This is a genomic window from Pseudidiomarina aestuarii, assembly GCF_048263735.1.
GTDB lineage: Bacteria > Pseudomonadota > Gammaproteobacteria > Enterobacterales > Alteromonadaceae > Pseudidiomarina > Pseudidiomarina aestuarii_B.
On sequence record NZ_JBLXDX010000001.1, the window covers coordinates 553,992 to 577,507 of the forward strand.

28 protein-coding genes, 1 tRNA gene and 1 other RNA gene are annotated in these 23,516 nt (G+C 48.4%); 27 read left to right on the top strand and 3 right to left on the bottom strand.

Annotated features, from left to right (window positions below):
• The first annotated feature begins 113 nt into the window (after positions 1 to 113).
• The 3 genes from ACN0S4_RS02570 to ACN0S4_RS02580 are packed head-to-tail and all read left to right on the top strand — an operon-like array spanning position 114 to position 3,922.
• Positions 114 to 1,142 (top strand): Fe(3+) ABC transporter substrate-binding protein, encoded by a 1,029-nt coding sequence (locus tag ACN0S4_RS02570; protein ID WP_417656154.1) that lies wholly within the window; start codon positions 114 to 116, stop codon positions 1,140 to 1,142.
• A 7-nt stretch (positions 1,143 to 1,149) separates the two neighbouring features.
• Positions 1,150 to 2,829, top strand: a complete 1,680-nt coding sequence (locus tag ACN0S4_RS02575; protein WP_417656553.1) for an ABC transporter permease — start codon at positions 1,150 to 1,152, stop codon at positions 2,827 to 2,829.
• Positions 2,810 to 3,922, top strand: a complete 1,113-nt coding sequence (locus ACN0S4_RS02580) for an ABC transporter ATP-binding protein (protein WP_417656155.1) — start codon at positions 2,810 to 2,812, stop codon at positions 3,920 to 3,922. Before ACN0S4_RS02575 ends, ACN0S4_RS02580 begins: the two co-directional genes overlap by 20 nt.
• Here the strand turns inward: ACN0S4_RS02580 and ACN0S4_RS02585 are convergent.
• Positions 3,899 to 4,876, bottom strand: coding sequence for a zinc transporter ZntB (locus tag ACN0S4_RS02585; protein WP_417656156.1), 978 nt, complete (start codon positions 4,874 to 4,876; stop codon positions 3,899 to 3,901). The genes ACN0S4_RS02580 and ACN0S4_RS02585 overlap by 24 nt on opposite strands.
• A gap of 117 nt (positions 4,877 to 4,993) precedes the next feature.
• Between ACN0S4_RS02585 and ACN0S4_RS02590 the strand changes: the two genes are divergently transcribed.
• The 6 genes from ACN0S4_RS02590 (at position 4,994) to ACN0S4_RS02615 (ending at position 8,740) form a co-directional block, all read left to right on the top strand.
• Positions 4,994 to 5,965 (top strand): calcium/sodium antiporter, encoded by a 972-nt coding sequence (locus ACN0S4_RS02590; protein WP_417656157.1) that lies wholly within the window; start codon positions 4,994 to 4,996, stop codon positions 5,963 to 5,965.
• On the top strand, positions 5,962 to 6,396 hold the full coding sequence (locus tag ACN0S4_RS02595; protein WP_417656158.1) for a DUF3429 domain-containing protein: 435 nt from the start codon (positions 5,962 to 5,964) through the stop codon (positions 6,394 to 6,396). The genes ACN0S4_RS02590 and ACN0S4_RS02595 overlap by 4 nt, the downstream gene beginning before the upstream one ends.
• 145 nt (positions 6,397 to 6,541) lie before the next feature.
• On the top strand, positions 6,542 to 6,763 hold the full coding sequence (locus ACN0S4_RS02600) for a bacterioferritin-associated ferredoxin (protein WP_169930253.1): 222 nt from the start codon (positions 6,542 to 6,544) through the stop codon (positions 6,761 to 6,763).
• Between the two features lie 35 nt (positions 6,764 to 6,798).
• On the top strand, positions 6,799 to 7,272 hold the full coding sequence (gene bfr, locus ACN0S4_RS02605; RefSeq protein WP_417656159.1) for a bacterioferritin: 474 nt from the start codon (positions 6,799 to 6,801) through the stop codon (positions 7,270 to 7,272).
• Positions 7,273 to 7,276: 4 nt separating this feature from the next.
• On the top strand, positions 7,277 to 7,750 hold the full coding sequence (bfr, locus tag ACN0S4_RS02610) for a bacterioferritin (RefSeq protein ID WP_417656160.1): 474 nt from the start codon (positions 7,277 to 7,279) through the stop codon (positions 7,748 to 7,750).
• 6 nt (positions 7,751 to 7,756) lie between these two features.
• Positions 7,757 to 8,740 (top strand): mechanosensitive ion channel family protein, encoded by a 984-nt coding sequence (locus ACN0S4_RS02615; RefSeq protein WP_417656161.1) that lies wholly within the window; start codon positions 7,757 to 7,759, stop codon positions 8,738 to 8,740.
• A gap of 16 nt (positions 8,741 to 8,756) precedes the next feature.
• Here ACN0S4_RS02615 and ACN0S4_RS02620 read toward each other — a convergent pair whose 3' ends face one another.
• Complete coding sequence (locus ACN0S4_RS02620) at positions 8,757 to 10,643, bottom strand: acetate--CoA ligase (protein WP_417656162.1); 1,887 nt, start codon at positions 10,641 to 10,643, stop codon at positions 8,757 to 8,759.
• Positions 10,644 to 10,795: 152 nt separating this feature from the next.
• On the opposite strand from ACN0S4_RS02620, the gene ACN0S4_RS02625 reads away from it, so the two are divergent.
• A tRNA-Ser gene (locus ACN0S4_RS02625) sits at positions 10,796 to 10,886 on the top strand.
• Between the two features lie 420 nt (positions 10,887 to 11,306).
• Here the strand turns inward: ACN0S4_RS02625 and ACN0S4_RS02630 are convergent.
• Positions 11,307 to 12,167, bottom strand: a complete 861-nt coding sequence (locus tag ACN0S4_RS02630) for an XRE family transcriptional regulator (protein WP_417656163.1) — start codon at positions 12,165 to 12,167, stop codon at positions 11,307 to 11,309.
• A gap of 153 nt (positions 12,168 to 12,320) precedes the next feature.
• On the opposite strand from ACN0S4_RS02630, the gene ACN0S4_RS02635 reads away from it, so the two are divergent.
• The 17 genes from ACN0S4_RS02635 to ACN0S4_RS02715 all read left to right on the top strand — a co-directional run bounded on the left by ACN0S4_RS02635 (position 12,321) and on the right by ACN0S4_RS02715 (position 23,516).
• On the top strand, positions 12,321 to 12,608 hold the full coding sequence (locus tag ACN0S4_RS02635) for a helix-turn-helix domain-containing protein (protein ID WP_417656554.1): 288 nt from the start codon (positions 12,321 to 12,323) through the stop codon (positions 12,606 to 12,608).
• Complete coding sequence (locus tag ACN0S4_RS02640) at positions 12,605 to 14,803, top strand: DDE-type integrase/transposase/recombinase (RefSeq protein ID WP_417656164.1); 2,199 nt, start codon at positions 12,605 to 12,607, stop codon at positions 14,801 to 14,803. Before ACN0S4_RS02635 ends, ACN0S4_RS02640 begins: the two co-directional genes overlap by 4 nt.
• Before the next feature lie 39 nt (positions 14,804 to 14,842).
• Positions 14,843 to 15,553 carry an AAA family ATPase gene (locus ACN0S4_RS02645; protein ID WP_417656165.1) on the top strand — a complete coding sequence of 237 codons (711 nt, stop codon included), beginning with the start codon at positions 14,843 to 14,845 and terminating at the stop codon, positions 15,551 to 15,553.
• A 573-nt stretch (positions 15,554 to 16,126) separates the two neighbouring features.
• Positions 16,127 to 16,627 carry a helix-turn-helix domain-containing protein gene (locus tag ACN0S4_RS02650; RefSeq protein WP_417656166.1) on the top strand — a complete coding sequence of 167 codons (501 nt, stop codon included), beginning with the start codon at positions 16,127 to 16,129 and terminating at the stop codon, positions 16,625 to 16,627.
• A 10-nt stretch (positions 16,628 to 16,637) separates the two neighbouring features.
• Positions 16,638 to 16,913, top strand: coding sequence for a hypothetical protein (locus ACN0S4_RS02655; protein WP_417656167.1), 276 nt, complete (start codon positions 16,638 to 16,640; stop codon positions 16,911 to 16,913).
• A gap of 12 nt (positions 16,914 to 16,925) precedes the next feature.
• A complete protein-coding gene (locus ACN0S4_RS02660) occupies positions 16,926 to 17,531 on the top strand; it encodes a DUF3164 family protein (RefSeq protein ID WP_417656168.1) in 606 nt (201 codons plus the stop codon).
• An RNA gene (locus ACN0S4_RS02665) (hammerhead ribozyme type II) lies at positions 17,531 to 17,593 on the top strand. The genes ACN0S4_RS02660 and ACN0S4_RS02665 overlap by 1 nt, the downstream gene beginning before the upstream one ends.
• Positions 17,594 to 17,599: 6 nt before the next feature.
• Positions 17,600 to 18,160, top strand: a complete 561-nt coding sequence (locus ACN0S4_RS02670) for a gp16 family protein (RefSeq protein WP_417656169.1) — start codon at positions 17,600 to 17,602, stop codon at positions 18,158 to 18,160.
• Entirely contained in the window at positions 18,150 to 18,563 is a 414-nt protein-coding gene (locus ACN0S4_RS02675) for a Mor transcription activator family protein (RefSeq protein ID WP_417656170.1), read from the top strand. The genes ACN0S4_RS02670 and ACN0S4_RS02675 overlap by 11 nt, the downstream gene beginning before the upstream one ends.
• A gap of 10 nt (positions 18,564 to 18,573) precedes the next feature.
• Positions 18,574 to 19,050, top strand: a complete 477-nt coding sequence (locus ACN0S4_RS02680) for a hypothetical protein (protein WP_417656171.1) — start codon at positions 18,574 to 18,576, stop codon at positions 19,048 to 19,050.
• Positions 19,051 to 19,185: 135 nt separating this feature from the next.
• Positions 19,186 to 19,728 carry a glycoside hydrolase family 108 protein gene (locus ACN0S4_RS02685; RefSeq protein ID WP_417656172.1) on the top strand — a complete coding sequence of 181 codons (543 nt, stop codon included), beginning with the start codon at positions 19,186 to 19,188 and terminating at the stop codon, positions 19,726 to 19,728.
• Positions 19,729 to 19,736: 8 nt separating this feature from the next.
• The gene (locus ACN0S4_RS02690; protein ID WP_417656173.1) at positions 19,737 to 20,222 is read left to right on the top strand and encodes a hypothetical protein; all 486 of its coding nucleotides are present in this window, start codon (positions 19,737 to 19,739) and stop codon (positions 20,220 to 20,222) included.
• Positions 20,222 to 20,437, top strand: a complete 216-nt coding sequence (locus ACN0S4_RS02695; RefSeq protein WP_417656174.1) for a TraR/DksA C4-type zinc finger protein — start codon at positions 20,222 to 20,224, stop codon at positions 20,435 to 20,437. Before ACN0S4_RS02690 ends, ACN0S4_RS02695 begins: the two co-directional genes overlap by 1 nt.
• Entirely contained in the window at positions 20,437 to 20,766 is a 330-nt protein-coding gene (locus ACN0S4_RS02700; RefSeq protein ID WP_417656175.1) for a DUF2730 family protein, read from the top strand. The genes ACN0S4_RS02695 and ACN0S4_RS02700 overlap by 1 nt, the downstream gene beginning before the upstream one ends.
• Before the next feature lie 288 nt (positions 20,767 to 21,054).
• Positions 21,055 to 21,321, top strand: coding sequence for a hypothetical protein (locus ACN0S4_RS02705; protein ID WP_417656176.1), 267 nt, complete (start codon positions 21,055 to 21,057; stop codon positions 21,319 to 21,321).
• Positions 21,318 to 21,878, top strand: a complete 561-nt coding sequence (locus tag ACN0S4_RS02710; RefSeq protein ID WP_417656177.1) for a DUF3486 family protein — start codon at positions 21,318 to 21,320, stop codon at positions 21,876 to 21,878. Before ACN0S4_RS02705 ends, ACN0S4_RS02710 begins: the two co-directional genes overlap by 4 nt.
• Positions 21,879 to 21,896: 18 nt before the next feature.
• Positions 21,897 to 23,516, top strand: a complete 1,620-nt coding sequence (locus tag ACN0S4_RS02715) for a hypothetical protein (protein WP_417656178.1) — start codon at positions 21,897 to 21,899, stop codon at positions 23,514 to 23,516.

A 23,516-nucleotide genomic window follows, 5' to 3' on the forward strand; every position in this document is an offset into this window, starting at 1 on the left:
TGATAATGATTCGCATTTACGGCATAGTATACTCATGATCGAATGCGAATCAATATCATTTGGTTTTATTCTTCGTTATAATTTTCACTATTCAGCTCAAAGAGGTATCGAGAATGCGTTTTTCTGTACTTACCCAAGCCATGATTGCCGTAGTCGGCGCAGCAACTCTTGCTAGCGCAGCAGCCAGTGCTGCCGAAGTAAATGTGTATTCCGCGCGTAAAGAAGCACTGATCAAACCTTTGTTAGATCAGTTCAGTGCCGAGACTGGTATTGAAGTCCGCTTACTGACTGGCGGCGGCGACGCACTATTAGCGCGCCTGCAAAACGAAGGCGAGAACACTCCTGCAGATCTATTTCTGACTGTGGACGCAGGTAACTTGCACCGTGCCGCTGAAGCTGGTGTGTTCCAACCTATTACGTCAACAGAATTGTTAAGCCAAGTGCCGGACTATTTGCACGGTGCCGACGCCAGTTGGATCGGTTTAAGCTTGCGTGCACGTCCTATTTACTATGCGATCGACCGCGTGGACCCGAGTGAACTGTCAGGTTACGCGGACCTCGCTGACCCCAAGTGGGACAATAAAATATGTATCCGCTCGTCAGATAATATTTACAACCAGTCTCTGACTGCAGCCTTGATTGAACATTGGGGTGAAGAACAAACAGAGACATGGGCGACTGGTCTCGTCTCTAACTTAGCGAAACCGCCTGTCGGTGGTGACCGTGATCAAATCGCAGCGGTTGCCGCAGGCGTGTGTGATCTCGCTGTCGCAAATACCTATTACTTTGGCCTGATGCAAACATCGGATGATGATGCGCAGCGTGAAGCCGCTGAGAAGGTAAAAATCTTTTGGCCCGATCAAGATGGCAACGGTACCCATGTCAATGTCAGCGGTATCGGTATTACTAAACACGCCAAGAATCGTGATGCAGCGCAGCAACTCATCGCTTTCTTGCTCTCACCCGCAGCGCAAGAGTGGTATGCAGCAACCAATAATGAATACCCAGCTGTCGAAGGTGTCGAGTGGAGCGAACGACTGCAATCATGGGGCACCTTTAAAATGGATAATATCTCCATGGAGTATCTCGGTAAAAATAATGCCGAAGCTGTGCGCCTGATGAACCGTGCAGGCTGGAGATAACATGCAGATGAGTTCGACTGAACACTCGCGGTTCAGACAACTCAGTCTGTTTATCACGGCAGTCCTGATTGGACTGCCGTTGTTTATTATTGCGTTCAACACCCTCAGCTTACCGTGGAGTGGCGACTGGTCTACGCTTAGTCACCTCTGGCAAACCGTGATTCCCGAGTATATCAATCACTCGGTTTGGCTGTTAATCGGTGTGGCCATTGGTGTGATGTCCATTGGAGTGACGACCGCATGGCTGACCACCTGTTGTGAGTTTCCGGGCCGCTCGATACTCACTTGGGCACTTTTATTGCCGCTGGCGATGCCCGCCTACATCACCGCCTATACCTACACGGGTCTGTTTGATTTCGCAGGTCCTGTGCAAACTGCGTTACGAGACCTAACCGGCTGGGGTTATGGCGATTACTGGTTCCCAGAAGTGCGCAGTCTCGGTGGCGCGATCACCGTCTTGTCGCTAGTACTCTTTCCTTACGTTTATCTGATTACCAGAGCGACTTTCTTGCAGCAGTCTGCGACGACCATCGAAGCCGGCCGAAGTCTGGGCCTCACCCCATGGCAATGCTTTCGTCGTCTGGCGTTACCGTTGGCGCGTCCCGCTATTGTGACCGGAACCACCCTCGCGCTGATGGAGACCCTCGCCGATTACGGTACGGTGCAATATTTCGGCGTCACCACGTTCACCACAGGTATTTTTCGGACTTGGTACGGGCTTGGTGACCTCCCCGGTGCTATTCAATTGGCTGGTTTACTCTTATTAGCCGTCGTGTTGTTGATGTTCCTTGAGCGTTGGTCGCGCAAACAGGCACGCTATGATCAGAAGCATCAGCGCAAAGCTCTGCCTTTTCAGTTACGCGGTTGGCGTGCCTTTGCTGCCGCAACAGCCTGCTGGTTACCACTGTTACTCGGCTTCGCCCTACCCGCTCTGCAGCTCATTGGCTGGTCGATTGAACGCGCTGAAGTATGGTTGCAACCCGAGTTTTGGCAACTGGCATTCAATAGTTTTATGCTCGCAGTGATTGCTGCCGTTATCGTGGTCCTGCTGGCTTTATGGTTGGCTTATGGTCGCCGTCAATTGCCCACACCCATGGTGCGCTTCAGCGTGCAGTTTGCCGGCTTGGGGTACGCCATTCCGGGACTCGTGATTGCCGTGGGTTTGATGGTGCCACTGATTGTAGTGGATCGCTGGATTATCGGCCTCAGCCAAGCCTGGTTTGATTACAATCCAGGGTTACTGCTGAGTGGTACGCTGTTTGCTTTATTATTCGCTTACACCGTGCGTTTTCTCAGTGTATCGCTGCAAACTATCCAAGCGGGCTTGACCGAAATTCGCCCGAGCATGGATGAGGCAGCACGTATTCAAGGTTACAGTGGTTGGCAAGTACTACGTCGAATTCACCTTCCGCTGCTGCGCCCCAGTGTGCTCACCGCCACCATTTTAGTGGGTGTCGATGTGCTGAAAGAGTTACCTGCCACGCTGGTTTTGCGCCCGTTTGATTTTAACACTCTAGCAGTACGAGCCTATGAAATGGCCGGTGACGAACGTCTCGCCGATGCGGGTCCCCCGGCATTGATGATGGTTGCAGTCGGGCTGATCCCCGTTATCCTGTTGTCGCGCGCCATGTTAAAATCACAGCGACCTGCACTCAAGGAGCCTGAGTTTGTCCCAGTTACAGCTTAATAACATTACCGTGAATATTGGTGAGACCGCGATTGTTCGGTCCGTCTCGTTGTTGCTGGAAGCCGGTGAAATTGGCTGTTTGTTGGGGCCTAGTGGTTGTGGCAAAACAACCTTGCTACGCAGCATTGCTGGCTTTCAACCGCTGCGCCAAGGCACCATTACCATCGCGAGCAAAGTGATGTCTGCTGCGCAAACACTTGTCGCTCCGGAATCACGCGGTATTGGCATGGTATTTCAAGATGTCGCACTGTTCCCGCACCTTACCGTTGCTGAAAATATCGCGTTCGGTATGCGTAAAGCGACCACTGCCGAGAAAAATCAGCGGGTCGATGAGCTGCTCGTTCGCATTGGTCTGCCCGGTTATCAAGCGCGTTATCCACACGAATTGTCCGGTGGCCAACAGCAGCGTATTGCTTTAGCACGTGCATTGGCACCAAGGCCAAGTTTATTACTGCTGGATGAACCTTTTTCAAGTCTAGATGCTGAGCTACGCGAAAAGCTCGCCGTTGAAGTGCGTCAACTATTGAAACAAGAAGGGATTACTGCGTTACTGGTCACGCATGACCAGCAGGAAGCGTTTGCTATGGCTGACAAAGCTGGTGTCATGTATCAGGGCGAACTCTTGCAGTGGGAAACGCCATACCAACTCTATCACCAACCACGACATCAGTTAGTTGCCGACTTCATTGGGCATGGAGTGTTATTACAAGGCGTAGTGAATACTAGCGGTTCGCTCGCATCCCCATTGGGTATGCTCGAACACTCGGCGTTAAAAGACATTGTGGGTGGCACGCCGGTCAGCTTTTTAGTACGTCCGGATGACATCGTTCCTGATGACAACAGCCGTTTACGCGGTGTCATCAAGGCAAGAGGCTTCCGCGGTGCGCACAACCTCTATAGCGTTGAGCTGAGTCCCGGTATCGAGATCCTCACCCTGAGCCCATCACATGAGCAATTACAGGTGGGTATGGAAATTGGTTTACGACCTGAATTTGATCACCTGGTGGTGTTCGCCGCCGATCATTGTGAGTTGCCCGGTTTTGAAACCGAGCCACCCGTGGTGAGCCCACTACCAGAATCGCAGTCGGCGTAATAACAGAAACTCGATAATCCCAATTCCTAACAGCACGTAGACAAAAATCCAGAAGGCATTGCCGTCTTCAACGCCGGGCATGCCCCCAATGTTGATACCGAATAACCCGGTTAAGAAACTTATGGGGAGGAAAATTCCTGCGATCATCGAGAGCCAATAGGTATTTCGATTCATTTTTTCCGCGACCTGCTGCTGTAAATGCTCACGTAGCATCCACACTTGTTCCAACAGCATATCGAGCGACTCTAAGATACGGTGTGTCGAATCACGTTCGTTCTGTAACCACTGAATCAATTCTGCATCAAACCATTTTGAGCCATCGGCGGCCATGCGCTCCAGCGCTGTTAATTGTGGGCGGAGAAAGCGTGTTAGTCGCAGCATTCGCCGATGTAGTTTGGTCAGTTGTGCCTGACGACTGGACGTGGTTCCTTCATCGTCATCTTCGAGTGCTTCCATTTCTACTTCAATCACATCAATGAACTCTTCAATACGATTGTTCATCTCCTCAATCAACATCACCAGAAAATCATGGAGTGATTCAGGACCTTGGCGTTCTTCCAAACGCTTTTGCACAATTCCCACCGACTTAATCGGACGTTTGCGAAAGCTGAAAATATTGCCGCCGTAAAACAACACACGCAAACTCAGCATATCTTCAGGTTCCGCACCCTCGGCTAAGTTGACGGTCCGTAAAATCAGCAAATACCCCTCCCCCACTCGCTCATAACGGGGCCGGGTATCTTCTGCTATCACAGCGTCGATTAATGGCTCAGGAATGCCAGATGCAATCAACCATTGCTCCAAATCGGCAATATCCCGTTGAAAGTGGAACCAACTGTTTTGCCGACCATGAAAATCTTGATGAACAGGTTCGGCTGGGTGCTGGGAAAAGTCCCATGCATCAATCATAAAACTCGGACGTTGGCTGGGGTTTTGTTCTGTCGTTGTTGTCATATCACTTAAAACCTATACGTTTTTCGATGAATTGAGTGTAGTCATATTCAATCTCATTTCACAAGCGCGAACAGTCACCGTACAATAGACCCAAGTTTTTCATTCATGGACTATTTTATGTTGTTAGCTATTGGCGCCGTTGTTGTTGGATTGATTATTTTGGTCTGGAGTGCAGATAAATTCGTCGATGGTGCAGCAGCAACCGCAGGCCACTTGGGCATGCCCCCCTTGCTTATTGGTATGGTGATTATTGGGTTTGGTACCTCCGCGCCTGAGCTTGTGGTATCTGCGCTAGCGTCATCACAAGGCAACCCAGGCCTTGCACTCGGCAACGCCTTTGGCTCCAACATCACTAATATCGCGCTTATTCTGGGTATTACCGCAGTGCTCGCACCTATCGCAGTCAGTAGCCAAGTCCTCAAACGCGAAATGCCAATATTATTGCTATTCACTTTAGGTGTTTTGATTCCAATCTGGGATGGCAATATCACCGCACTGGAAAGCTGGATGATGCTCGCTTTCTTCGCCAGCTATTTAGGCTGGAGCATCTATCAAGGTATGCGTGGCAAAGACGATACCTTAAGCGGTGAGTTTGAAGCCGAACTCAAGGAACATGCGTTACCACTCAATAAAGCCATTTTTTGGCTGGTTTTAGGTTTAGTGCTCTTAATTATCAGTTCTCGCTTGTTGGTATGGGGTGCTGTTGACATTGCCACAACGCTCGGTGTCAGCGATTTGGTCATCGGTTTGACTGTAGTTGCTATCGGTACCTCATTGCCGGAATTAGCGTCCGCAATTGCTGCGGTGCGCAAGAATGAGCATGACCTTGCAATAGGCAACGTCATTGGTTCCAATCTATTCAATACGCTGGCGGTCGTTGGTTTAGCCGGTGCTATACATCCGATCAGTCTTGAACCACTGGTTGTCAGTCGTGACTGGGTCGCTATGTTCATTCTGACCTTCCTACTGGCAGCATTTGCCTTCCGCGTGGGTCGTCCTAATCGTCTGAATCGGGTGCATGGTGTGATCTTTATTCTGTGTTATGTGAGTTATACCATTTACCTACTGAAAACAGGATTTGCCGTATGAATGAACAGCAGCAGCAATTTGCCCAACGCTTAGGCTTCGCCGGCCTCGTCCCATTTTTGCTGCTGGCGCTCGCCGGCTTGCTCGATGTTTATGGCGCCACAGCCATTCAATGGTTCATTTATTACAGCGTCGCCATTATCAGTTTCCTCGCCGGCGTCCACTGGGGCCTGCAGATGGTCCAACCCAGTTCAGCAACCAACCGGCGACTTGGCTGGTGCATGGTGCCACCGATACTAGCCTTTGCGGCATTAGCAGCATCGGCTTGGTTATCCTCGCTCGCCATACTCGCGTGGCTTGCCGTATTGCATCTGTTCTGGCTCAACTACGAGCGTCGCCACCTCGCCGAGCACGAGTGGTATGTAGCCATGCGCGGACAACTGACCTTCACGGTAGTAGCACTCCACATCATCCTACTGATTATCTCTTTCTAACTACCAGTGAACAGTAAATAGTGAACAGAGAATAGACCCCATAGTTTTTCTGTTCACTATTCACCATTCACTGTTCACTATCTTTGTTATTGCGAATCATTCCTGTTTGCGTTATCATTTACTCCAGATTTGATTGGAGCATCCCATGTACGTATGTTTATGCAAAGGCGTCACCGACAAAACCATCCGCGCAGCAGTCGCAGATGGCGTGAGCTCTATGCGTGAATTACGCCAGCAATATGGCGTAGCGACGCAATGCGGATGCTGTACCAGCTGTGCCAAAGACGTGCTCAAAGAAGCGGTGAGTGAACGCAATGCACGCTTCAAGCAACAACCCCTCTTGCCAATGACGGTGTGCTACACTTAAGCTAGACGAATATCTAGTGACAGGAGTAGTACCCGATGAAAGGCGAACCACGCGTCCTGCAAGGGCTGAATAAGGTCCTTACCCATAAACTCACCGCAATTAATCAATATTTTCTGCATGCCCGTATGTATAAAAACTGGGGCTTTGCTGCGCTAAATAAGTCAGCCTATAAAGCATCCATTGAAGAAATGAAACATGCCGATGATATTATCGAACGGTTGTTGTTTTTAGGTGGCCTGCCCAACCTGCAAGACCTAGGTAAACTTTATATCGGTGAAGATCCACAAGAGATGCTGCAACTCGACTGCAAAGTCCAGCTTGCTGATATTCAGGTTATCCGGAGTGTGATGGCACAGTGCGAAGAAGCACAAGACTACGTCAGCCGTGATATGTTAAATGAGATTCTCGAGCAGCAAGAAGAGTATTACGATTGGTTAGACACGCAACTCGGCCTGATGGAAAACCTCGGCGTTGCCACCTACCTGCAAACCAAATTAGATTCGGAGTAGACGAATGAATTTAGATAAACCAGCCATTGTCGAACAACTCAATCGCCTGCTTGCTTTCGAGCTCACTTCTATTGACCAATACACCTCGCACTCACGTCAATACGAAGACATGGGCTTAAACAAACTCTATGAGCGCATCAATCATGAAGTTGACGACGAGCGCGGACATGCCGATCTGTTGATTCGGCGGATGCTGTTTTTGGGTGGAAAGCCTGATATGGATGGCCGCGAACCACACAAAATTGGGCATCAGGTGCCTGAAATGCTCAAGAATGACCTCGAGCTCGAATATGGTAATGCGCGTACCCTTCGTGAAGTCATTGGCTTTTGCGAGAAGGCGGGGGATTACGTGACTCGCGATATGCTCATCGGTATTTTACGAGACACCGAAGAAGACCATGCTTACTGGTTGCGTCAGCAACTTGAACTGATTGACCGCTTGGGTCTGGAGTTGTATTTGCAAGCACAAATGGGTTAAGCGCGCATGGATGCCTTTTTGCAAAGTGTGCGCGCGACGTTTTCGTGGCTCGATACCGAGCTGTTTAGCGTTGGCGAGACGGCGGTCACCTATTCGTCTGTCTTGACCTTTGTTGTCATTATTATTGTGGCTTATGTGGTTTCTCGACTGGTACAGAAAGCACTCAGCCGCATTGGTCATTTCCGCAATTCTGTCTCTGAATCCTCACTGTATGCACTCAATCGCATTACCCATTACGTGATAATGTTGATTGGTTTTCTGTTCGCAGTGGCATCCATCGGCATTGATTTAACGAAGTTCGCCATATTTGCCAGTGCGCTCGGTGTCGGTATTGGTTTCGGTCTACAAACGTTAGTCAGTAATTTCAGCTCTGGTCTGATTTTGCTCTTTGACAAGACCTTGAAGGTTGGCGATTTTGTCGAGCTCGAGTCAGGTGTGACTGGCGAAGTGCGTGAAATTAATATTCGTAGCACAGTGATCACTACCAACGACAATATCGATATCATTGTTCCGAATTCTGAGTTTGTTGCCGGCCGCGTGACCAATTGGACTATGCGTGACACCTTGCGACGCATCAAGATCGAATTTGGAGTTGCTTACGGAACAGACAAGGAATTGGTGCGTAAGGCAGTGCTCGAAGCTGCCGAAAGAGTTCCTCACACGTTATCTGATGATAATCGGAACGGTCCGCAGGTGTGGCTGACGGAGTTCGGTGACAGTTCGATAAATTTTGAATTAGTCGTGTGGCTGAAACCAGAAGCGGTCAAACGCCCTGGTGCAGTAAAAGCAGCCTTCATGTGGGAAATTCATACTTCATTAGAAGAGTATGATATTGAAATTCCCTTCCCACAGCGCGACCTACACGTAAAGTCTTGGACTGCAGAAATGCCAACGCAGTTCGCAACGAAAGCAACCGAGGCCAAGAAAAAAGGCGACACCAAGTCTAAGACCAACAAGCGTCCAGACAATGATGCCGCCGATGAGCTATAAACCCCGACTACCTAGCTTAGTGACCAGCAAGGTTGCTCAAGCGTTCACGTAACTCGTCAATACAACTCGGGTCGTCAATGGTTGATGGCACCACCACCTCGGTGCCATCAGCAAGTTGACGTAGCACTCGGCGCAAAATTTTGCCTGAGCGCGTTTTCGGTAAGCGCGGCACGATCAACACTTGCTTCAAACAAGCCACTGCGCCTATTTCGGAGCGTACACGTTGCACCAGTCGTTCCTGTAATGTTTCGGCAGATACTTGCTCACCATCTTTCACAATCACCAAGCCCAGCGGCACCTGCCCTTTCAGCTCATCCTGAATGCCAATCACAGCACACTCTGCAACCGCGGAGTCCATGGCTAATACGGCCTCCATTTCACCGGTAGACAGCCGATGACCAGCAACATTGATCACATCATCCGTGCGTCCCATGATAAACACATAACCGTCATCATCTTTATAGCCGCCATCACCCGTACTGTAATAACCAGGAAATTCGGTCAGATAGCCAGCAACAAAACGCTCTTCATTACCCCAAATGGTGGTGAGACAGCCCGGCGGCAACGGTAACTTGATCGCAACAGCGCCTTGCTCGTCATCAGCCACTTCAGAGCCATCTGGCGCCAGAATACGAATGTCATAACCTGGAACGGGTAGTGTCGCTGAACCCGGTTTGATGGGATAAGTAGCGACACCGACTGGATTCGCACAAATGGGCCAACCACTCTCGGTTTGCCACCAATGATCATAAACGAGCTTCCCCGTGATGGCTTGAGTCCACTCCAATGTTGGCGGATCGAGTCGCTCACCCGCCATATAAATCCGCTTCAAGCTGCTCAAATCATACTGAGCTAACTGATGCCCTTGTGGGTCTTCTTTTTTGATTGCGCGAAACGCCGTGGGCGCTGAAAACAATACGTTGACTTGATAATCCGCACAGACGCGCCAAAAAGCGCCAGCATCCGGAGTTCTGACAGGTTTTCCTTCATACAATACCGACGTTGCACCGCTCAACAATGGTCCATAAACAATGTACGAATGCCCCACGACCCAGCCGACATCGGATGCAGTAAAGAGAACCTCGCCAGCTTTGAGGCCATACACCAACTCCATGGAGTAGTTGAGCGCAACGGCATAACCACCGGTATCCCGCACCACGCCCTTAGGTTTGCCGGTAGTCCCCGATGTGTACAAAATATAGAGTGGATCCGTCGCTTGCACGACTGCACATTCGGCTGGCGTTACATCACAGACCGCCTCAGCCCAATCAATATCACGCGGCTGTTGAAGTTCTGCATTGCATTGCTCTCGCTGCCAGACAATCACTTGCTGTGGTTGGTGCGTCGCCTTGTCAATTGCTGCATCAACAAGGGGCTTGTATGGCAATATCTTATCCACCTCAATGCCGCAGCTCGCAGTAATCAGCACTTTGGGCTGCGCATCATCAATGCGCACCGCCAGCTCATGCGGAGCAAAGCCACCAAATACCACGGAATGAACAGCGCCCAAGCGTGCACATGCCAACATTGCAATAGCTGCCTGCGGTATCATCGGCATGTAGATGACCACCCGATCACCCTTCTTCACATGCTGCTTTTTCAAGAGTCCTGCAAACTGCGCGACCTGATCCCTTAACTCACGGTAGGTAAACACCTGCTTCGATTGCGTTACAGGCGAATCGTAAATTAAGGCAGCCTGCTCACCACGGCCATTATCGACATGATAATCAAGCGCCATAAAGGCTAAATTGAGCTGTCCATCCGGATACCATGCAGCCGTACCATTTGCCTTCAACTCATAACCAAGTTGCGGCTCACGAAACCAATGCAAACCGCGCGCTTGCTTCAACCAAAACGCATCAGCCTTCTGCAATGACGATTCGTACTCCCGCGGATAACTCATGCCTACCTCATCTGTCCATGAATACTCAGCTCTAAGAATAACCTCAATCGCCGCATTTCCCATTCGACTTAGGTCGAAACCCCACAACTTTTACCTTCCTTTCCTTAGTCGTTGACTCATCACCTCCTATCCCTTAGTATACGCGCCCTACAGGAGAGGTGTCCGAGTGGCTGAAGGAGCACGCCTGGAAAGTGTGTATACGTTAATAGCGTATCGAGGGTTCGAATCCCTCTCTCTCCGCCAAATACTAAAAAACCGCCCCAGTGGCGGTTTTTTAGTATTTGATGTTGTAACGAGTCATCAGTATGAGACAGGGACGCCACCCAAAATGTGACAGGGAAAATCTGGGATCTAACGGAATCAAATGGGACGAAATGCCCGAGCTGGCTGGCTTTGCAACGATCGTGTAGGTCTACCTGGTTGGGGTCGAATGAGAAAAAGATACCAATACCTTTTTCCCAGGATTTTTCAGCTGATGTGTCTGGCTATGACCTATATAAGTTGCATTAAACAGGGCTTAAACGTCATTTTTACTTTTATTTATCGCTGATATAGAAGGTCATAGAAACGCTTTTGCTAACAGTGTGGGAATTGCTCTACATGCATCGTCTTTAAAGGATTATATTGCCAGTGAATATACATGCTTTTTCCCATACTTTAAATTTATTCATGATTCGTTTCTATTCGGACCACCTTGCCGATTTTCTTGATCCTCGCCGCTTGCTCTTCGCTTAACTGTTCGTTCGGATATTTAGCGTTATCCGTTGAAATAGTTATCCCACTAAAGCCAGAATCAAATCTTCTAATAACAACTCTGTCGTTGAGTTCGAAAAGGAATAATCCGGTTAGATCACCAGATATTCTTTCATCAACTATCACGATATCACCACGGTTTACAGTTGGAGCCATTGAGTCGTCGCTGGGGAATGCCGCTTTTAGGTATTTTGGATCTAATTTTTTGTCTCTTACCCAGGTTATTCTTACCGGATGGAAATGATAGAGGTCTGTATCTGAGCCGAATTCATGAAACATAGATTCGTTAGTAGGATTTATAACCGGTATTAAAAAAAATGATCCAAAAGGCTCGCTAAGTTCTTCAATAAAACTAAAGAAAGCAGCTGTATTCTGCACTCTCATTTCGTCATATAAAGTATGTAATTTACGCACTTTATTTTCTGAGCAATTTGATTCAACCAATCTGTTAAAAATAACGTCTAGTGATTTCACCAGGTATCCAGTATTTTCCTCCATAATTTCGCCGTTTCGATAGATATCCTGAGACTTTTGATCTAAGTGCATTTTGCCCGTCCCATTCAACAGCCATAAGGGACTTATACCCAAGTCAGCGAACTTCCGTAAAACGGCAGCAGATGGACTGCTAATATCTCTCTCATTCGATTGATATCCTCGCATTGACATATCAACCAACTCAGCAAACTCAGTTTGGTTCAAACCTAGTGATGAGCGAGCCTGCTTCAGGCGCTTACCAATACTCCCCAACTCATTATCATTTTCTTTGTTCATTATTTTTCCTGAAATTTCAACGAACTAAGGAAATGAACAATATAATTCTCATTTGCGCTATTGACGCATACATGAATAATGTTCATTGTTATCTATATGATGAACAATAAAAGCTGCAAAAAAGCCAGGTTGGCACCTGGCCCCGCTCACGATATGCATCCTGCTGATATAAAGTGTGCATTAGAGAAAGCGGGCTGGACTCTGCGCCAGTTAGGTATACATCACAACCTTTCGCCATCTGCGCTGCCTCGAACCTTGGCTGTTCGCTGGCCTAGAGTTCAACAAATAATAGCCGACACGCTTGGGTTAAACCCTTGGGACATTTGGCCATCTCGTTATGACAATAACGGAAATCCCATCTTGCTTCGCCGTGGGCGTAAGCGACTAGAAAAAAATGATAGTACAGATTCGCGCGCTAAGCGACAAGGAGAAGCGCGATGAGTTTGAATGCGCCAAAAACAATAGCAATTCCGACGTTGGTTGAAATCACTGGAAAATCAAAGACGTCCCTCTATCGTATTAAAGCTAATGGGAATTGGATTGAAGCTGGGCAAGTTAAAAGAACCGACGAGTTCTGCCGTCCAGTAACCTTGTATTTGGTGGACTCATTACCGGAAGATATAAAAGCTATGGTTGAGGAGTTTTTCACCAAAGAGACCGTAGCTGCGTCGCTTCAATCCAAACATGAGCGTGGTGAAATTTCCCTTAAAGAGTTAAAACGCGGAAAAGCACGTCATGAAATTGTTGTCGCCGCTGATTTATATCAGAGAGAACACGGGTCTGGTCGAAAAACTCTAGAAGCTTTTTGCCAGGCGTATAACAGTAAAAAAATCCCCCTTCCAAATAGCCTTCAGGATGTGGTGCATCAGGTATCTGTTGCGCAGCTTTATCGCTGGAGGAATACGTTAAATGAGAGCGGCTTCGAGGCTTTGTGCGGGCGTTACAACGCAGTAAAGCGTGACAACATCATCGACAGCCAAAAAGGGCTGCCTGAATGGCTAGAGAGCTACGTTTATCGATTCCCTCACCTAAGTAAAGAGTTCAAGGCACGGATAGTACTTGATGATCTGAAAACGGAAAACCGTTCAGCCAAGCGTGGATGGCGTCTGCCATCTGAATCGACACTGCGCAGGTGGCTGCAAAACTTCATTAAAGAAAATGAAATGCAGATCGCTTTTTCAACCGATATCGATCGCTACAACAGCGCCGAACGTCCTAATTTTGCCATGCATTGGGCGGGCAATCAGCCCAATGACTTATGGGAACTGGATGGTACGCCAGCTGACATCATGTGTATTGATGGGCGGTTTAAAATAACCGGCGGTATTGACGCATTTACCCGCCGGGCGCGTTGTCGCTTGGTTGAGCGTCAGACCTCACAAGAGAATCTTATCTTGGTCCGCCAGATGATTAATGACTTTGGCATGCCCAACGAAGAATCAACGATTAAAACAGATAACGGTAGCGATTACGTTTCCCATCGAATGACCACTGCTTTCCATCGACTAGGACTAACTCAGGTGCGCTCAGCGCCATATTCTGGATGGGAAAAGCCATTCATAGAGCGTTTCTTTAAGACTATATCTCGAGACCTGTTTGAGCGCTTACCAGGTTACATCGGTCACAATGTTGCCGATCGTAAGAAAATCGAGAATCAGGTTGCGTTCGATAAGCGCTTGGCCGCAAAGAACAACGGAGAGGCTGAAGCTGATATCTTCCGCGTGAAGCTTACCCGCGAAGAAGTGCAAAAGCGCATTGATGAATGGATTATTAACGTCTATGAGCACCAAAATCATGACGGGTTAAAGGGTAAAACACCAGCCCAAGTTTATGCCGAATCGCATTATCAGCCAAGAAAGCCAAACGCGCTCGCGCTGGCACTGTTAATGAATGACACCGGTACGGCCACAGTTAAGGCCGGTCGTGTCCGTCGCAATAACATGATTTACACCGCTCCAGAGTTTATGAATATGCGTGGCGCGGTGGTAGAAATATTCATCGACCCCGAAAACCCAAGAAACGCTTACGCCCTTGATATCCGCAACGGCTATCAGAACGGCGAACTCATTCAGATCACCTCAATTGATGAGGTGCATCAGAAAGGTCTGGTACCAGCGCTGTCGCAAGCCCGCAAGAACCTACATAAACAACTACGCGCAAAAGACCGGGAGCTGAAGAGTAACGCCAAAGCTCTCGGCTTGGACACCCTTTATCAGCGACGCATTGACATTGCCAAGTCTATCCGCGTGGGCGTTGTCGAGTTCGAGCGTAAGGCTGTGAAACATGAAAACAACCTTTTTAATAACGCTGAAAAAGCACTTCAGTTCGGCTCGTCAACGACTATAGCGCCAACCCCGCAGGCGCGGGATATGGCTGACGTAATTAGCGAGCTGGACCGTGAGAAAGCGCGAATTGAAGCAGTTGAGGCGCCGATTAAAGAGGCTCGCCGCAAAGTGATTCGCAGTGAGCAAGACATTATTCAGGCGCTGGTTGCCAAGGAGATTGATGAGCCATTAACGGAATCAGAAAAACGCCGCATCACTATGTACGAACTCGATGACTGGGGCCGTTTACAGGTGAAGAGTTGGCGGGAAGAAGCAATCTACGAGCGCACTAAGCGAGCCGAAAACGAGTAGCGCGCTCGTAAATCACAACCCTCTTAAGGAGAGTAAATTATGAAACACAAAGTAGTTCAAGTCAAAAACGTAAACCGCTCGTTGAGCTTGCTTCGCAATCTCAATAGTCGTAGCTCGATCATCCCCGGATTAGGCCTTATACACGGGCCAAGTGGGTTTGGAAAAACCACAACCGTGGTTTGGATGTTCAACCAAGCCCGCAGCGTGTATGTGCGTTGTTATGCCACTGACACTCCAAGCTCATTTCTTAGCCGTGTATTAGAGGAAATGAACGAGGTGCCCAGACCACCACTTTCCAACATGGTTCGTCAGGTGATCGACCGTATGGTTGTTGACCATTGTTCACTCTTCATTGATGAAGCCGACCACATTGTTCAGAACACTCGAATAATGGAGACCATACGAGATATTTACGACAGCGCGGAACAACCCGTTGTGCTGATCGGTATGGAGCAAATTGCTCGGCGTATAAGTCACCGTAAACAGATGTTTAACCGCATTTCAGAGTGGGTTGAATTTCAGCCATGTGATCTGGACGACATGCAAAAACTGGTTTCCGAGCTGTTCGAGGAAAAGGTAACCGTTGAAGAAGATCTATTGAGCTACATCCGCAATGAATCTGGTGGGGAGATGCGGCAAATCCTAGTCGCACTTGAGAAAATCGAGCGCTTCTCGCTTGCTAATCAAATTAACTCCGTATCACGCGCTGAGTGGGGTCGAGAGCCTCTGTTCTTGCTACAGCGACGCTAACCGTGAGACCTCGTGCGCTAAAAATTATAAGGATAAATCCATGAACACTACGAAACTTTCAATCCAAACAGAAACTCAGCTTGCAACGATGCGTAAGTTGGGACGTTTCACTCGAGCTGATGTAATGCGCAAGTTCGATGTAACTCTTGCGCATGCTCAGACGATGGTAAACCGGCTCCGTAAACGTGGACTTGTTAGACCTGTTGATGAACTAGTCAACCGCAGGGGGCGACGCTGCAAAGTCTTTGAAGTGACCAAGAAGCCCTATTCGTTAGCCCTTCCATCTCGCCAGAAGATTTGGAACACAATTCGAATCACCCGTTCGTTCACCAAACCCGAAGTTTGTGCCGCTGCAGAAGTCTCTATGGCTGTGACTAGCCGCTATGTAAATGAGCTTATTCGCTGGGGTTACGTGCGCAGAATAAGTATTGGCCGCCCAGGCGAAATTGCCGGCTATGCCAGATACCGCCTTATCCGTGACACGGGCCCAGAATACCCCCGCTGCTGGACTTCTTCCTGTAGTGACCCTAACAACAATGAAGTGCGTCGGGCTAATACTGAGGAGACTAACTCATGCAATGGCTAGATGTTTTAAGACGAGAAGTTGAAAGTAATGGTTTAGGTTCTGTTGCCGATGTTATGGGCGTGTCACGGGCCGCTGTAAGTCAGCTCGTTAATGATAAATACACCGGTAGCCTAGACAACATGAAAAAACGGGTTGAAGGCGCTTTCTTTAATCGCACCGTGGTATGCCCAGTTGTTGGAGAGATACCTATCCAGCAGTGCTTTACCAATCAGCGTAAAAAGCCCGGGTCAAATCCTATGAATCTCAGATTCTTCAAAGCATGCCGCAGCGGATGTGTGCATAGCCAACAGAAAAAGCAATTCGTTGGCGAATTAATTCAGTCAGAGTTCATTCCAGATGACACTCAGACGGCTTACAACGCTGAACGAACCTTGCACTTACTTCATGTACAGGCCACTTCACAGGCGGGCGATTCGGATATCGATGCAATTTACATTCAACTGCTTGAAAACGAAGTGCGCAATCTTGCTGCGCGTATCAATAATTAAGGTGACTCAGATGAATAAACAACAAATCGAAAAGTGGCAAGTAGTTGTTGCAGCTGTCGAGCAACTTCAATCGTTGAACATCACAGTTTGCAACGTGTTTATGTCGAGTAAAGCTCCCATCATCACTATCGAACCTCCGGCATCCATTCCACTGGTTGCGCCATTCAGCGAGGTGGCTTTTCGTCGTGGTGGTGAGTTGGTCCGGATTCGCACCGGAATTTTTCAGGGTTGCGCTGTTCGCTGGCTGTCTGAGCGCAATCCCAACCCGTCCGTTTTAACCCACTGAAGGCAATTACCTATGACTACTAATGAAAAATACATGGAGGATGCAAAAGGTCGACTGATTCCAATCGACAGCATCTCTCAAATAGACTTAATGAAAAACGAATTCATTGTGGAAATCGTCAAAAAGGCATCGAGTAAAAGCGCGGATTTAAAGGCTTTTAAATCCGAGCTATTTGATGATTTTAACAGCTTTATTGAGCTTATTCATGAGCGCTATGGTCAGGCTCTTGGAGGAAAGAAAGGCAACGTCACAGTTTACAGTTTTGATGGTCGCTTCAAAGTAACCATCGCCGTTCAAGACCGGATCACTCTGGGGCCTGAACTGCAAGTTGCTGAACAGTTGATTAAAGAATGCGTTCGAGACTGGTCTCAAGGAGCCCGTTCAGAGCTAAAAACACTCGTAGAACGGGTATTTGAAACTGATAAAGAAGGCAATATCAATATTCGCGAAGTTCTCTCTCTACGTCGCTATGAAATCCAGGATGAGCGCTGGCAACGAGCAATGACTGCGATTGGGGACGCTATTAACATAGTTGGGAGCCGTTCCTATATGCGGTTTTATGAACGCGACAAACATGGCAGCTACCACTCTATTTCATTGGACTTCACTAAAGTTTAGAGCGAAACGCCCTTCTGGGCGTCTGTCAGGCGTGGTAGCCAGACACTGATGAGCAGCCGAGGTAATGTATGAATAATAAGGCTAAATTAATCCAATTAATCCACGTCGCCAAACGCGAAATGGCTTTAGACGACGAAACATATAGAGCCGCTCTTTCAGGTGTGTGCGGTAAAAATTCCTGTAAGAATCTGAGTTTAAGCGAGCTTCATCAAGTACTTGAACACTTTAAAAGAACCGGTTTTAAAATGCGCTCTAAAAAAGTAAATAATCGTATATCACCACTATCAAGCGAACCAGTCAAAGCTGCAGAAATTCGCGTTATTAGGGCATTATGGATCGATATGGCGCAAAGCGGTTTGCTGTCTGACTCATCTGAAGCAGCGCTCGATAGATGGGTTTATCGCATGAGCAAAGTCCGACATGTCGGCTGGCTCAATGGAAAGCAAGCGGTGAAGGTGCTGGAAGCCTTAAAAAAATGGGATGCTCGGCTCATGGCCAAGTGGCTGGATGAACATCTTGGAACCAATTATCAAGCAAAGTTAAAGCATGGAACCCTTTCGTATTCGTTGATGCTCAAGCGATTTGCAAAAGGGAAGCAGGTTTACAAGGAGCGTCAAAATGCAGAATGAAATGTTCGACGATGATAAAAACCTTGATGAATTATTAAGCAAGGCCGAAGATATAGAGCTTGGTTCTGCTGCTTGGCCGCAAACGCTTGCCGAATTGGTTAGCATTTTTAAAGATGAAATGATGTCTAACTCGGCCGATCTGGATGAAGAGAAAGCACTGACGTTAGCAAAACGATTGGTTGCCAGACAGGCGCATCATATGGGAGGCCGTCAATTCTATTTACCTCGTGATGAACGACTCCGCAAAGCTATTCGAGATGTCGAAATTTGGCATCTTTATAATGGAAGGAATATAAGCGAGCTTCGGCAAAAGTTTAATTTAACCGCACAACAGGTCTATGCGATTCTTCGTGAGCAGCGCCAACTGGAACGTGAGCGCCGTCAGACCAAACTATTTGGATAAGGAGGAAAGAATGTCTTTAACGCGCAAAGAGTCGAACTGGGACATAATCCAATTTCAAGTTTTAGGTCTCTTAGTTGTTATAGTTATGGCTTTAGTATATTTCATAAATACAATGTCAGAAACGAAAGAAGATCGCCTTCTGGGCGCTTTTTACATTGCAGAGTATAACCCTTGTACCAATCTAATTGATGAGAGCGGAGCCCAAGCCCAATTTGAAAATCTAGGCTATATAGAAGAATCGCTTGTAGCGCACGAGTTAGCACCAAACAGATTTGCTGTGGCGGGTGAATTCGTGTTGAGGAAATACCAAGAAGAAGATATTCGGAACTGGTATTTTGTTTGCGACCTCGAGTTTGATGAGGTAGTTGATCGTGCCAACATTAGCAGCTGGTCACTTCTGTACGGTTCAGTTTACGGACCTGCGAGAATAAATCCTATTGGTGAGTATGTTCGCCGACCCTTCAAAAAAAACAGCAAAACGCTTTAATCCCCCTATTTAGCGCATAGCCGCCAACATGGCGGCTATGAACATTTTAAATATTTACATCTTTCATCGTCCCAAAGCTCTGCTTTGCATAGAGCCGTGGCAAATGGGCACGTTCTCCAGTGGCAAAGAGACTGAATGATGCGTAGCTACGACAAGAATTTCCTATTCGCCATGCAGTTCGTTGCCTTCTGGGAGGGTGGCGAAGTCAACGACCCGAATGACCCAGGTGGCCACACGAACTATGGCGTCACCCAAAAGACGCTCGACATCGCACGACCTAAGTTCTCAGCTGCAGGTCTGCCGGCAAGTGTGAGCGACCTGACTGAGTCGCACTGTCATTTCATATACTACAACCTGTACTGGGAGCCACTGCGGTGCAGCTCGTTCCCGTGCGAGCTCGCCTTGCTCATCTTTGATGCTGCGGTGAATCAGGGGCAGAGTGATGCCGCGAAATTCCTCCAGCGTGTCGTTGGGGCACATGTAGACGGCATTCTTGGCAGCAAGACCGTAGCCACCACCGTGCAAGTGATGTCAACGCGAGGGTTGCGGTACATCCTGCAGCAGTACTCTGCTGAGCGTGCCTACGATTACGCACTCAATTCCAACATCATCGAGCGCTTTGGCCGTGGCTGGTACCGCCGGCTATTTGCTTGCTACAGCGCAGCACTGGATACCTGAGGTGAACTATGGGCTTCTTGACTAAAGTAAAAAATTTCCTCACTGGAGGCCTCGGCGAAAAGATTGTCGAGGGTATTCAGGCGTATTTCCCACCGAGTATGAGTGAGAGCGAGAAAGCCAATCTTCAGCTGGCCATCAAGCAAATTACTCACCAGCATGAAGTCGAATTACAGCAGTTGGCCGCAGAGCAAGACCAGGAGTTCAACGACCGCATTCGTGATCTCGAGGGAACTGCCCGTGATTTAACTCAATTCGGCTGGCTCGGTCGCATCGTGGTGTTCTTGCGAGGCTGTCAACGACCCATCTGGGGCGGCTTGGTCATGTACATCGACGTGATGTGGTTCAGTGGCAGCTGGCCAACCATGACGAAACAGCAAGAGTCAGCACTTTGGATCATCAATCTACTGGTCCTTGGCTTCCTGTTTGGTGAACGTGCTGTGAAGAATGTCATGCCTCTCATCATTGAAATGATTGCGAAGCGAGCTGCGAAGTAATGGATAAGATTGATGAAGCTCAGGAAATTGAACAGCGTCGACGAGATGAGGCGATTGATTATGCTAGGCGTAGAACCGTCGAAAATCCTCGTGTAGTAAACGGCGTACATTTGTGCGTTGATTGCGATCGAGGTATCGAGCCTCTCAGGCTCGCCACATTACCCAGCGCAGTAAGGTGCGTTGGTTGCCAAACTGATTATGAACGGAGGATTTAATGGGTTGGCTTCAGGCGAATGCACCTTATGTTATTGCAGCACTTCAGTTGCTGGTTTTTTTGGGGTCTCTATGGTTATCAAAGCACTTTGCTTCTCGATTGAAAGTCGAGGCTAACGAGTCGAACACTAATCGACAATTTATGAATGTTAATTTGCGCCTGCAGAGAGTTGAGGATGCTCTAGCAAGTGCGCCTACTCACAAAGAAATGCGAAGCCTTGAGCGGCAGCTCAGCGCTGTAAGTTCAGATATAAAACGTGTTGAGCCATGGATAAAAGGGCTTAGTAACCACGTTGATATGTTGTTGGAAAAGGAGCTAAGAAACAAATGAGTCTTCGTGAGATACGCTCAGAGAGCTTTCGTCTATCGATTTTAATGGCGTTACTAAACGAGCCCAGCTTCCGGATGAATGACAGCGAAATTCGCACAGTTTGCGCCCATTTTGGTAATTCAATGGGTTCAGATGAGTGTCGCGGACAGCTGCACTGGTTAGATCAACAAGGCCTTATAGCGATAGATAACCATACCGGGTATGTGATCGCTAAACTCACGTCGCGAGGTCAGGATGTTGCTGAAGGTGTAATCACATGGCCAGGAGTCAAACGCCGGAGAGCTTAACGTGATTAGCAAGGCAGCCAAGAAATCAAGATTATCCAAGGCGAATAAGATAGCGATTGATCAGCTAATTGTGGGCTCCGAGATTGCCAAAATGGCAGATCAGGTGTTTGCCCAAAAAGGTTTGAAGGAGAAGTTCCTTAGCCACATGCGCAATTACTGCAAAAAAGAAATGATGACTTTTGAATATTTCATTGAGCGCATTCCAGAAATTCAGGAAGAACTTAAGAATGGATGGGAAGCGCAACAGTCTTTCGGGGAAAATAAGTGAGCAAAAAGACACGGGGTAAGCCGTCAAAAGTTGATCAGTTACCGGGCCAAATTAAAGTTCGCCTGGATAAACTGCTGCGAGATGGCAGGCTAACGCAAACTGACATTCTTGAACAGGTTAACCAAGCAATTAATGCATCCGGATTACCTGAAGAACTGCAGCTGTCGCGCTCCGGCCTTAACCGTTATGCCACATCCATGGAGACCGTTGGCCAGCGCATCCGCGAGGCGCGCGCAGTTTCGGACCAGTGGATAGCAAAGCTTGGTACAGAGCCGACCGGAGAAGTCTCTCAACTGCTGATTGAGATGGTCCGAACGCTGGCGTTTGACCAAGTGCTGAAGATGAGTGACAGCGGCGAAGCCGTTGAACCAAAAATGCTTAAAGACCTTTCTCACGCTATTGAGCGTTTGGAGCGAGCGGCTATCGAATCAACCAAACGCGAAATTGAGATCAGGAAGCGTATTGCTGAAGAAGTAGGAAACGACCTACATGGTGCAGATGGCATGTCTGAAGAACTGGAGAGTCGTATTCGCGGCATCCTGCTTGGTAAGGAATAAACATGATTGGGTACTGTGATGGCTGACATGAGACCTATATCGGCACCCCGCAAAATCAACCTGCGCGATGAGTGTCAAACTGCCGGCGTCGACATGCCGGATAATGCACACCCTATATCACCGGCTAAACAGCCGGTTTTACTTCCCTATCAGGCTCGCTGGATACAAGACACCGCACAGATAAAGATAGCCGAAAAATCACGACGCACTGGTATCACCTGGGCCGAGGCCAGCGACAACGTTATGACCGCTGCCCGACCCAAATCACGGCAGGGGCGCAATGTCTTTTACGTCGGTTCCAAGAAAGAAATGGCGCTTGAGTATATCGCTGCCTGCTCGTTGTTTGCTAAAGCATATAACCAGCTGGCCGAGGCTGATGTTTACGAGCAGTCTTTCTGGGACGACCACAAAAAAGAAGAGATTCTGAGCTATATGATCCGCTTTCCGAATAGTGGATTTAAGATTCAGGCGCTCAGTTCGCGGCCGTCAAATCTGCGGGGCCTACAAGGTGATGTGGTCATTGATGAAGCAGCGTTTCACGAGTCGTTAAACGAGCTTTTAAAAGCTGCTATGGCACTGACAATGTGGGGAGCTCGCGTTCGTATCATTTCGACCCATAACGGCGTCGACAACCTGTTTAATCAATATATAAACGATGCCCGGGCTGGCCGGAAAGATTATTCCGTTCACACCATCACGCTTGATGATGCGATAAGTGAGGGCCTATACAAGCGCATCTGTTATGTCACCGGGCAAGAGTGGTCTGAGGCGGCACAACAGAAGTGGCGAGATGATCTTTATCGTAACGCGCCGGATGAAGGATCGGCTGACGAAGAGTACGGCTGTATTCCTAAGCAGTCAGGCGGTCACTATATCAAGCGCATTCTTATTGAAAACGCGATGGTGGCTGATCGCTCAATTCCGATCATCACAATCAAGGCACCTGAAGAGTTCGAGCTTCGCACGGAACAGTCACGCAATGACTTTATTGATATGTGGTGTGAAACAAACCTCCTGCCTTTGCTCGAAAAATTGAACCCCCTCCATTCACATGTCTTCGGCGAAGACTTTGCACGTCGGGGCGATATGTCGGTGTTCCTGCCGCTCGAAATAAAACCCGATTTAACCAAGCGCACTCCTTTCGTGGTGGAGCTTTCGAAGCTGACGTACGACGCGCAGCGCCAAATCATGTTTTACATTCTCGAGCGCTTACCCAGACTGCGAGCTATGGCCTTTGATGCGACCGGCAATGGCGGCTATTTGGCCGAAGCTGCAGCGCTCAAGTATGGCGTTGAGATGGTTGACCAGGTCATGTTGAACGAGAACTGGTATCGGGAATGGATGCCTAAAATGAAAGCAGGTTTTGAAGATGGGGTGTACGAACTGCCGCGTCATCAAACCGTGCTTGACGATTTTGCCAAGCTCCAGGTGCGAAATGGCGTACCCAAAATTGATAAAGGCAGCGACAAACAAGCGGATGGAACGAAACGACATGGTGACTTTGCGGTGGCATTAGCTATGGCTGAACGTGCTTCGTGGATGGACGGATCACCTATAGAGTTTCAGGCGCTACCACGTAAGCGGTCCGAGTCTGATTCAGATTATGAGTCACTGTATCATGCCGATGGCGGCTGGTAG

Coding starts and splice junctions, on each gene's coding strand:
- ACN0S4_RS02600 (WP_169930253.1), top strand. CDS start 6,542: ATGTACGTATGTTTATGCAAAGGCGTCACCGACAAAACCATCCGCGCA.
- ACN0S4_RS02700 (WP_417656175.1), top strand. CDS start 20,437: ATGGGTTGGCTTCAGGCGAATGCACCTTATGTTATTGCAGCACTTCAG.
- ACN0S4_RS02570 (WP_417656154.1), top strand. CDS start 114: ATGCGTTTTTCTGTACTTACCCAAGCCATGATTGCCGTAGTCGGCGCA.
- ACN0S4_RS02575 (WP_417656553.1), top strand. CDS start 1,150: ATGAGTTCGACTGAACACTCGCGGTTCAGACAACTCAGTCTGTTTATC.
- ACN0S4_RS02620 (WP_417656162.1), bottom strand. CDS start 10,643: ATGAGTTATCCGCGGGAGTACGAATCGTCATTGCAGAAGGCTGATGCG.
- ACN0S4_RS02660 (WP_417656168.1), top strand. CDS start 16,926: ATGACTACTAATGAAAAATACATGGAGGATGCAAAAGGTCGACTGATT.
- ACN0S4_RS02645 (WP_417656165.1), top strand. CDS start 14,843: ATGAAACACAAAGTAGTTCAAGTCAAAAACGTAAACCGCTCGTTGAGC.
- ACN0S4_RS02670 (WP_417656169.1), top strand. CDS start 17,600: ATGAATAATAAGGCTAAATTAATCCAATTAATCCACGTCGCCAAACGC.
- ACN0S4_RS02715 (WP_417656178.1), top strand. CDS start 21,897: ATGGCTGACATGAGACCTATATCGGCACCCCGCAAAATCAACCTGCGC.
- bfr (WP_417656160.1), top strand. CDS start 7,277: ATGAATTTAGATAAACCAGCCATTGTCGAACAACTCAATCGCCTGCTT.
- ACN0S4_RS02595 (WP_417656158.1), top strand. CDS start 5,962: ATGAATGAACAGCAGCAGCAATTTGCCCAACGCTTAGGCTTCGCCGGC.
- ACN0S4_RS02690 (WP_417656173.1), top strand. CDS start 19,737: ATGGGCTTCTTGACTAAAGTAAAAAATTTCCTCACTGGAGGCCTCGGC.
- ACN0S4_RS02650 (WP_417656166.1), top strand. CDS start 16,127: ATGCAATGGCTAGATGTTTTAAGACGAGAAGTTGAAAGTAATGGTTTA.
- ACN0S4_RS02695 (WP_417656174.1), top strand. CDS start 20,222: ATGGATAAGATTGATGAAGCTCAGGAAATTGAACAGCGTCGACGAGAT.
- ACN0S4_RS02615 (WP_417656161.1), top strand. CDS start 7,757: ATGGATGCCTTTTTGCAAAGTGTGCGCGCGACGTTTTCGTGGCTCGAT.
- ACN0S4_RS02675 (WP_417656170.1), top strand. CDS start 18,150: ATGCAGAATGAAATGTTCGACGATGATAAAAACCTTGATGAATTATTA.
- ACN0S4_RS02630 (WP_417656163.1), bottom strand. CDS start 12,167: ATGAACAAAGAAAATGATAATGAGTTGGGGAGTATTGGTAAGCGCCTG.
- bfr (WP_417656159.1), top strand. CDS start 6,799: ATGAAAGGCGAACCACGCGTCCTGCAAGGGCTGAATAAGGTCCTTACC.
- ACN0S4_RS02655 (WP_417656167.1), top strand. CDS start 16,638: ATGAATAAACAACAAATCGAAAAGTGGCAAGTAGTTGTTGCAGCTGTC.
- ACN0S4_RS02680 (WP_417656171.1), top strand. CDS start 18,574: ATGTCTTTAACGCGCAAAGAGTCGAACTGGGACATAATCCAATTTCAA.
- ACN0S4_RS02585 (WP_417656156.1), bottom strand. CDS start 4,876: ATGACAACAACGACAGAACAAAACCCCAGCCAACGTCCGAGTTTTATG.
- ACN0S4_RS02640 (WP_417656164.1), top strand. CDS start 12,605: ATGAGTTTGAATGCGCCAAAAACAATAGCAATTCCGACGTTGGTTGAA.
- ACN0S4_RS02685 (WP_417656172.1), top strand. CDS start 19,186: ATGATGCGTAGCTACGACAAGAATTTCCTATTCGCCATGCAGTTCGTT.
- ACN0S4_RS02590 (WP_417656157.1), top strand. CDS start 4,994: ATGTTGTTAGCTATTGGCGCCGTTGTTGTTGGATTGATTATTTTGGTC.
- ACN0S4_RS02635 (WP_417656554.1), top strand. CDS start 12,321: ATGCATCCTGCTGATATAAAGTGTGCATTAGAGAAAGCGGGCTGGACT.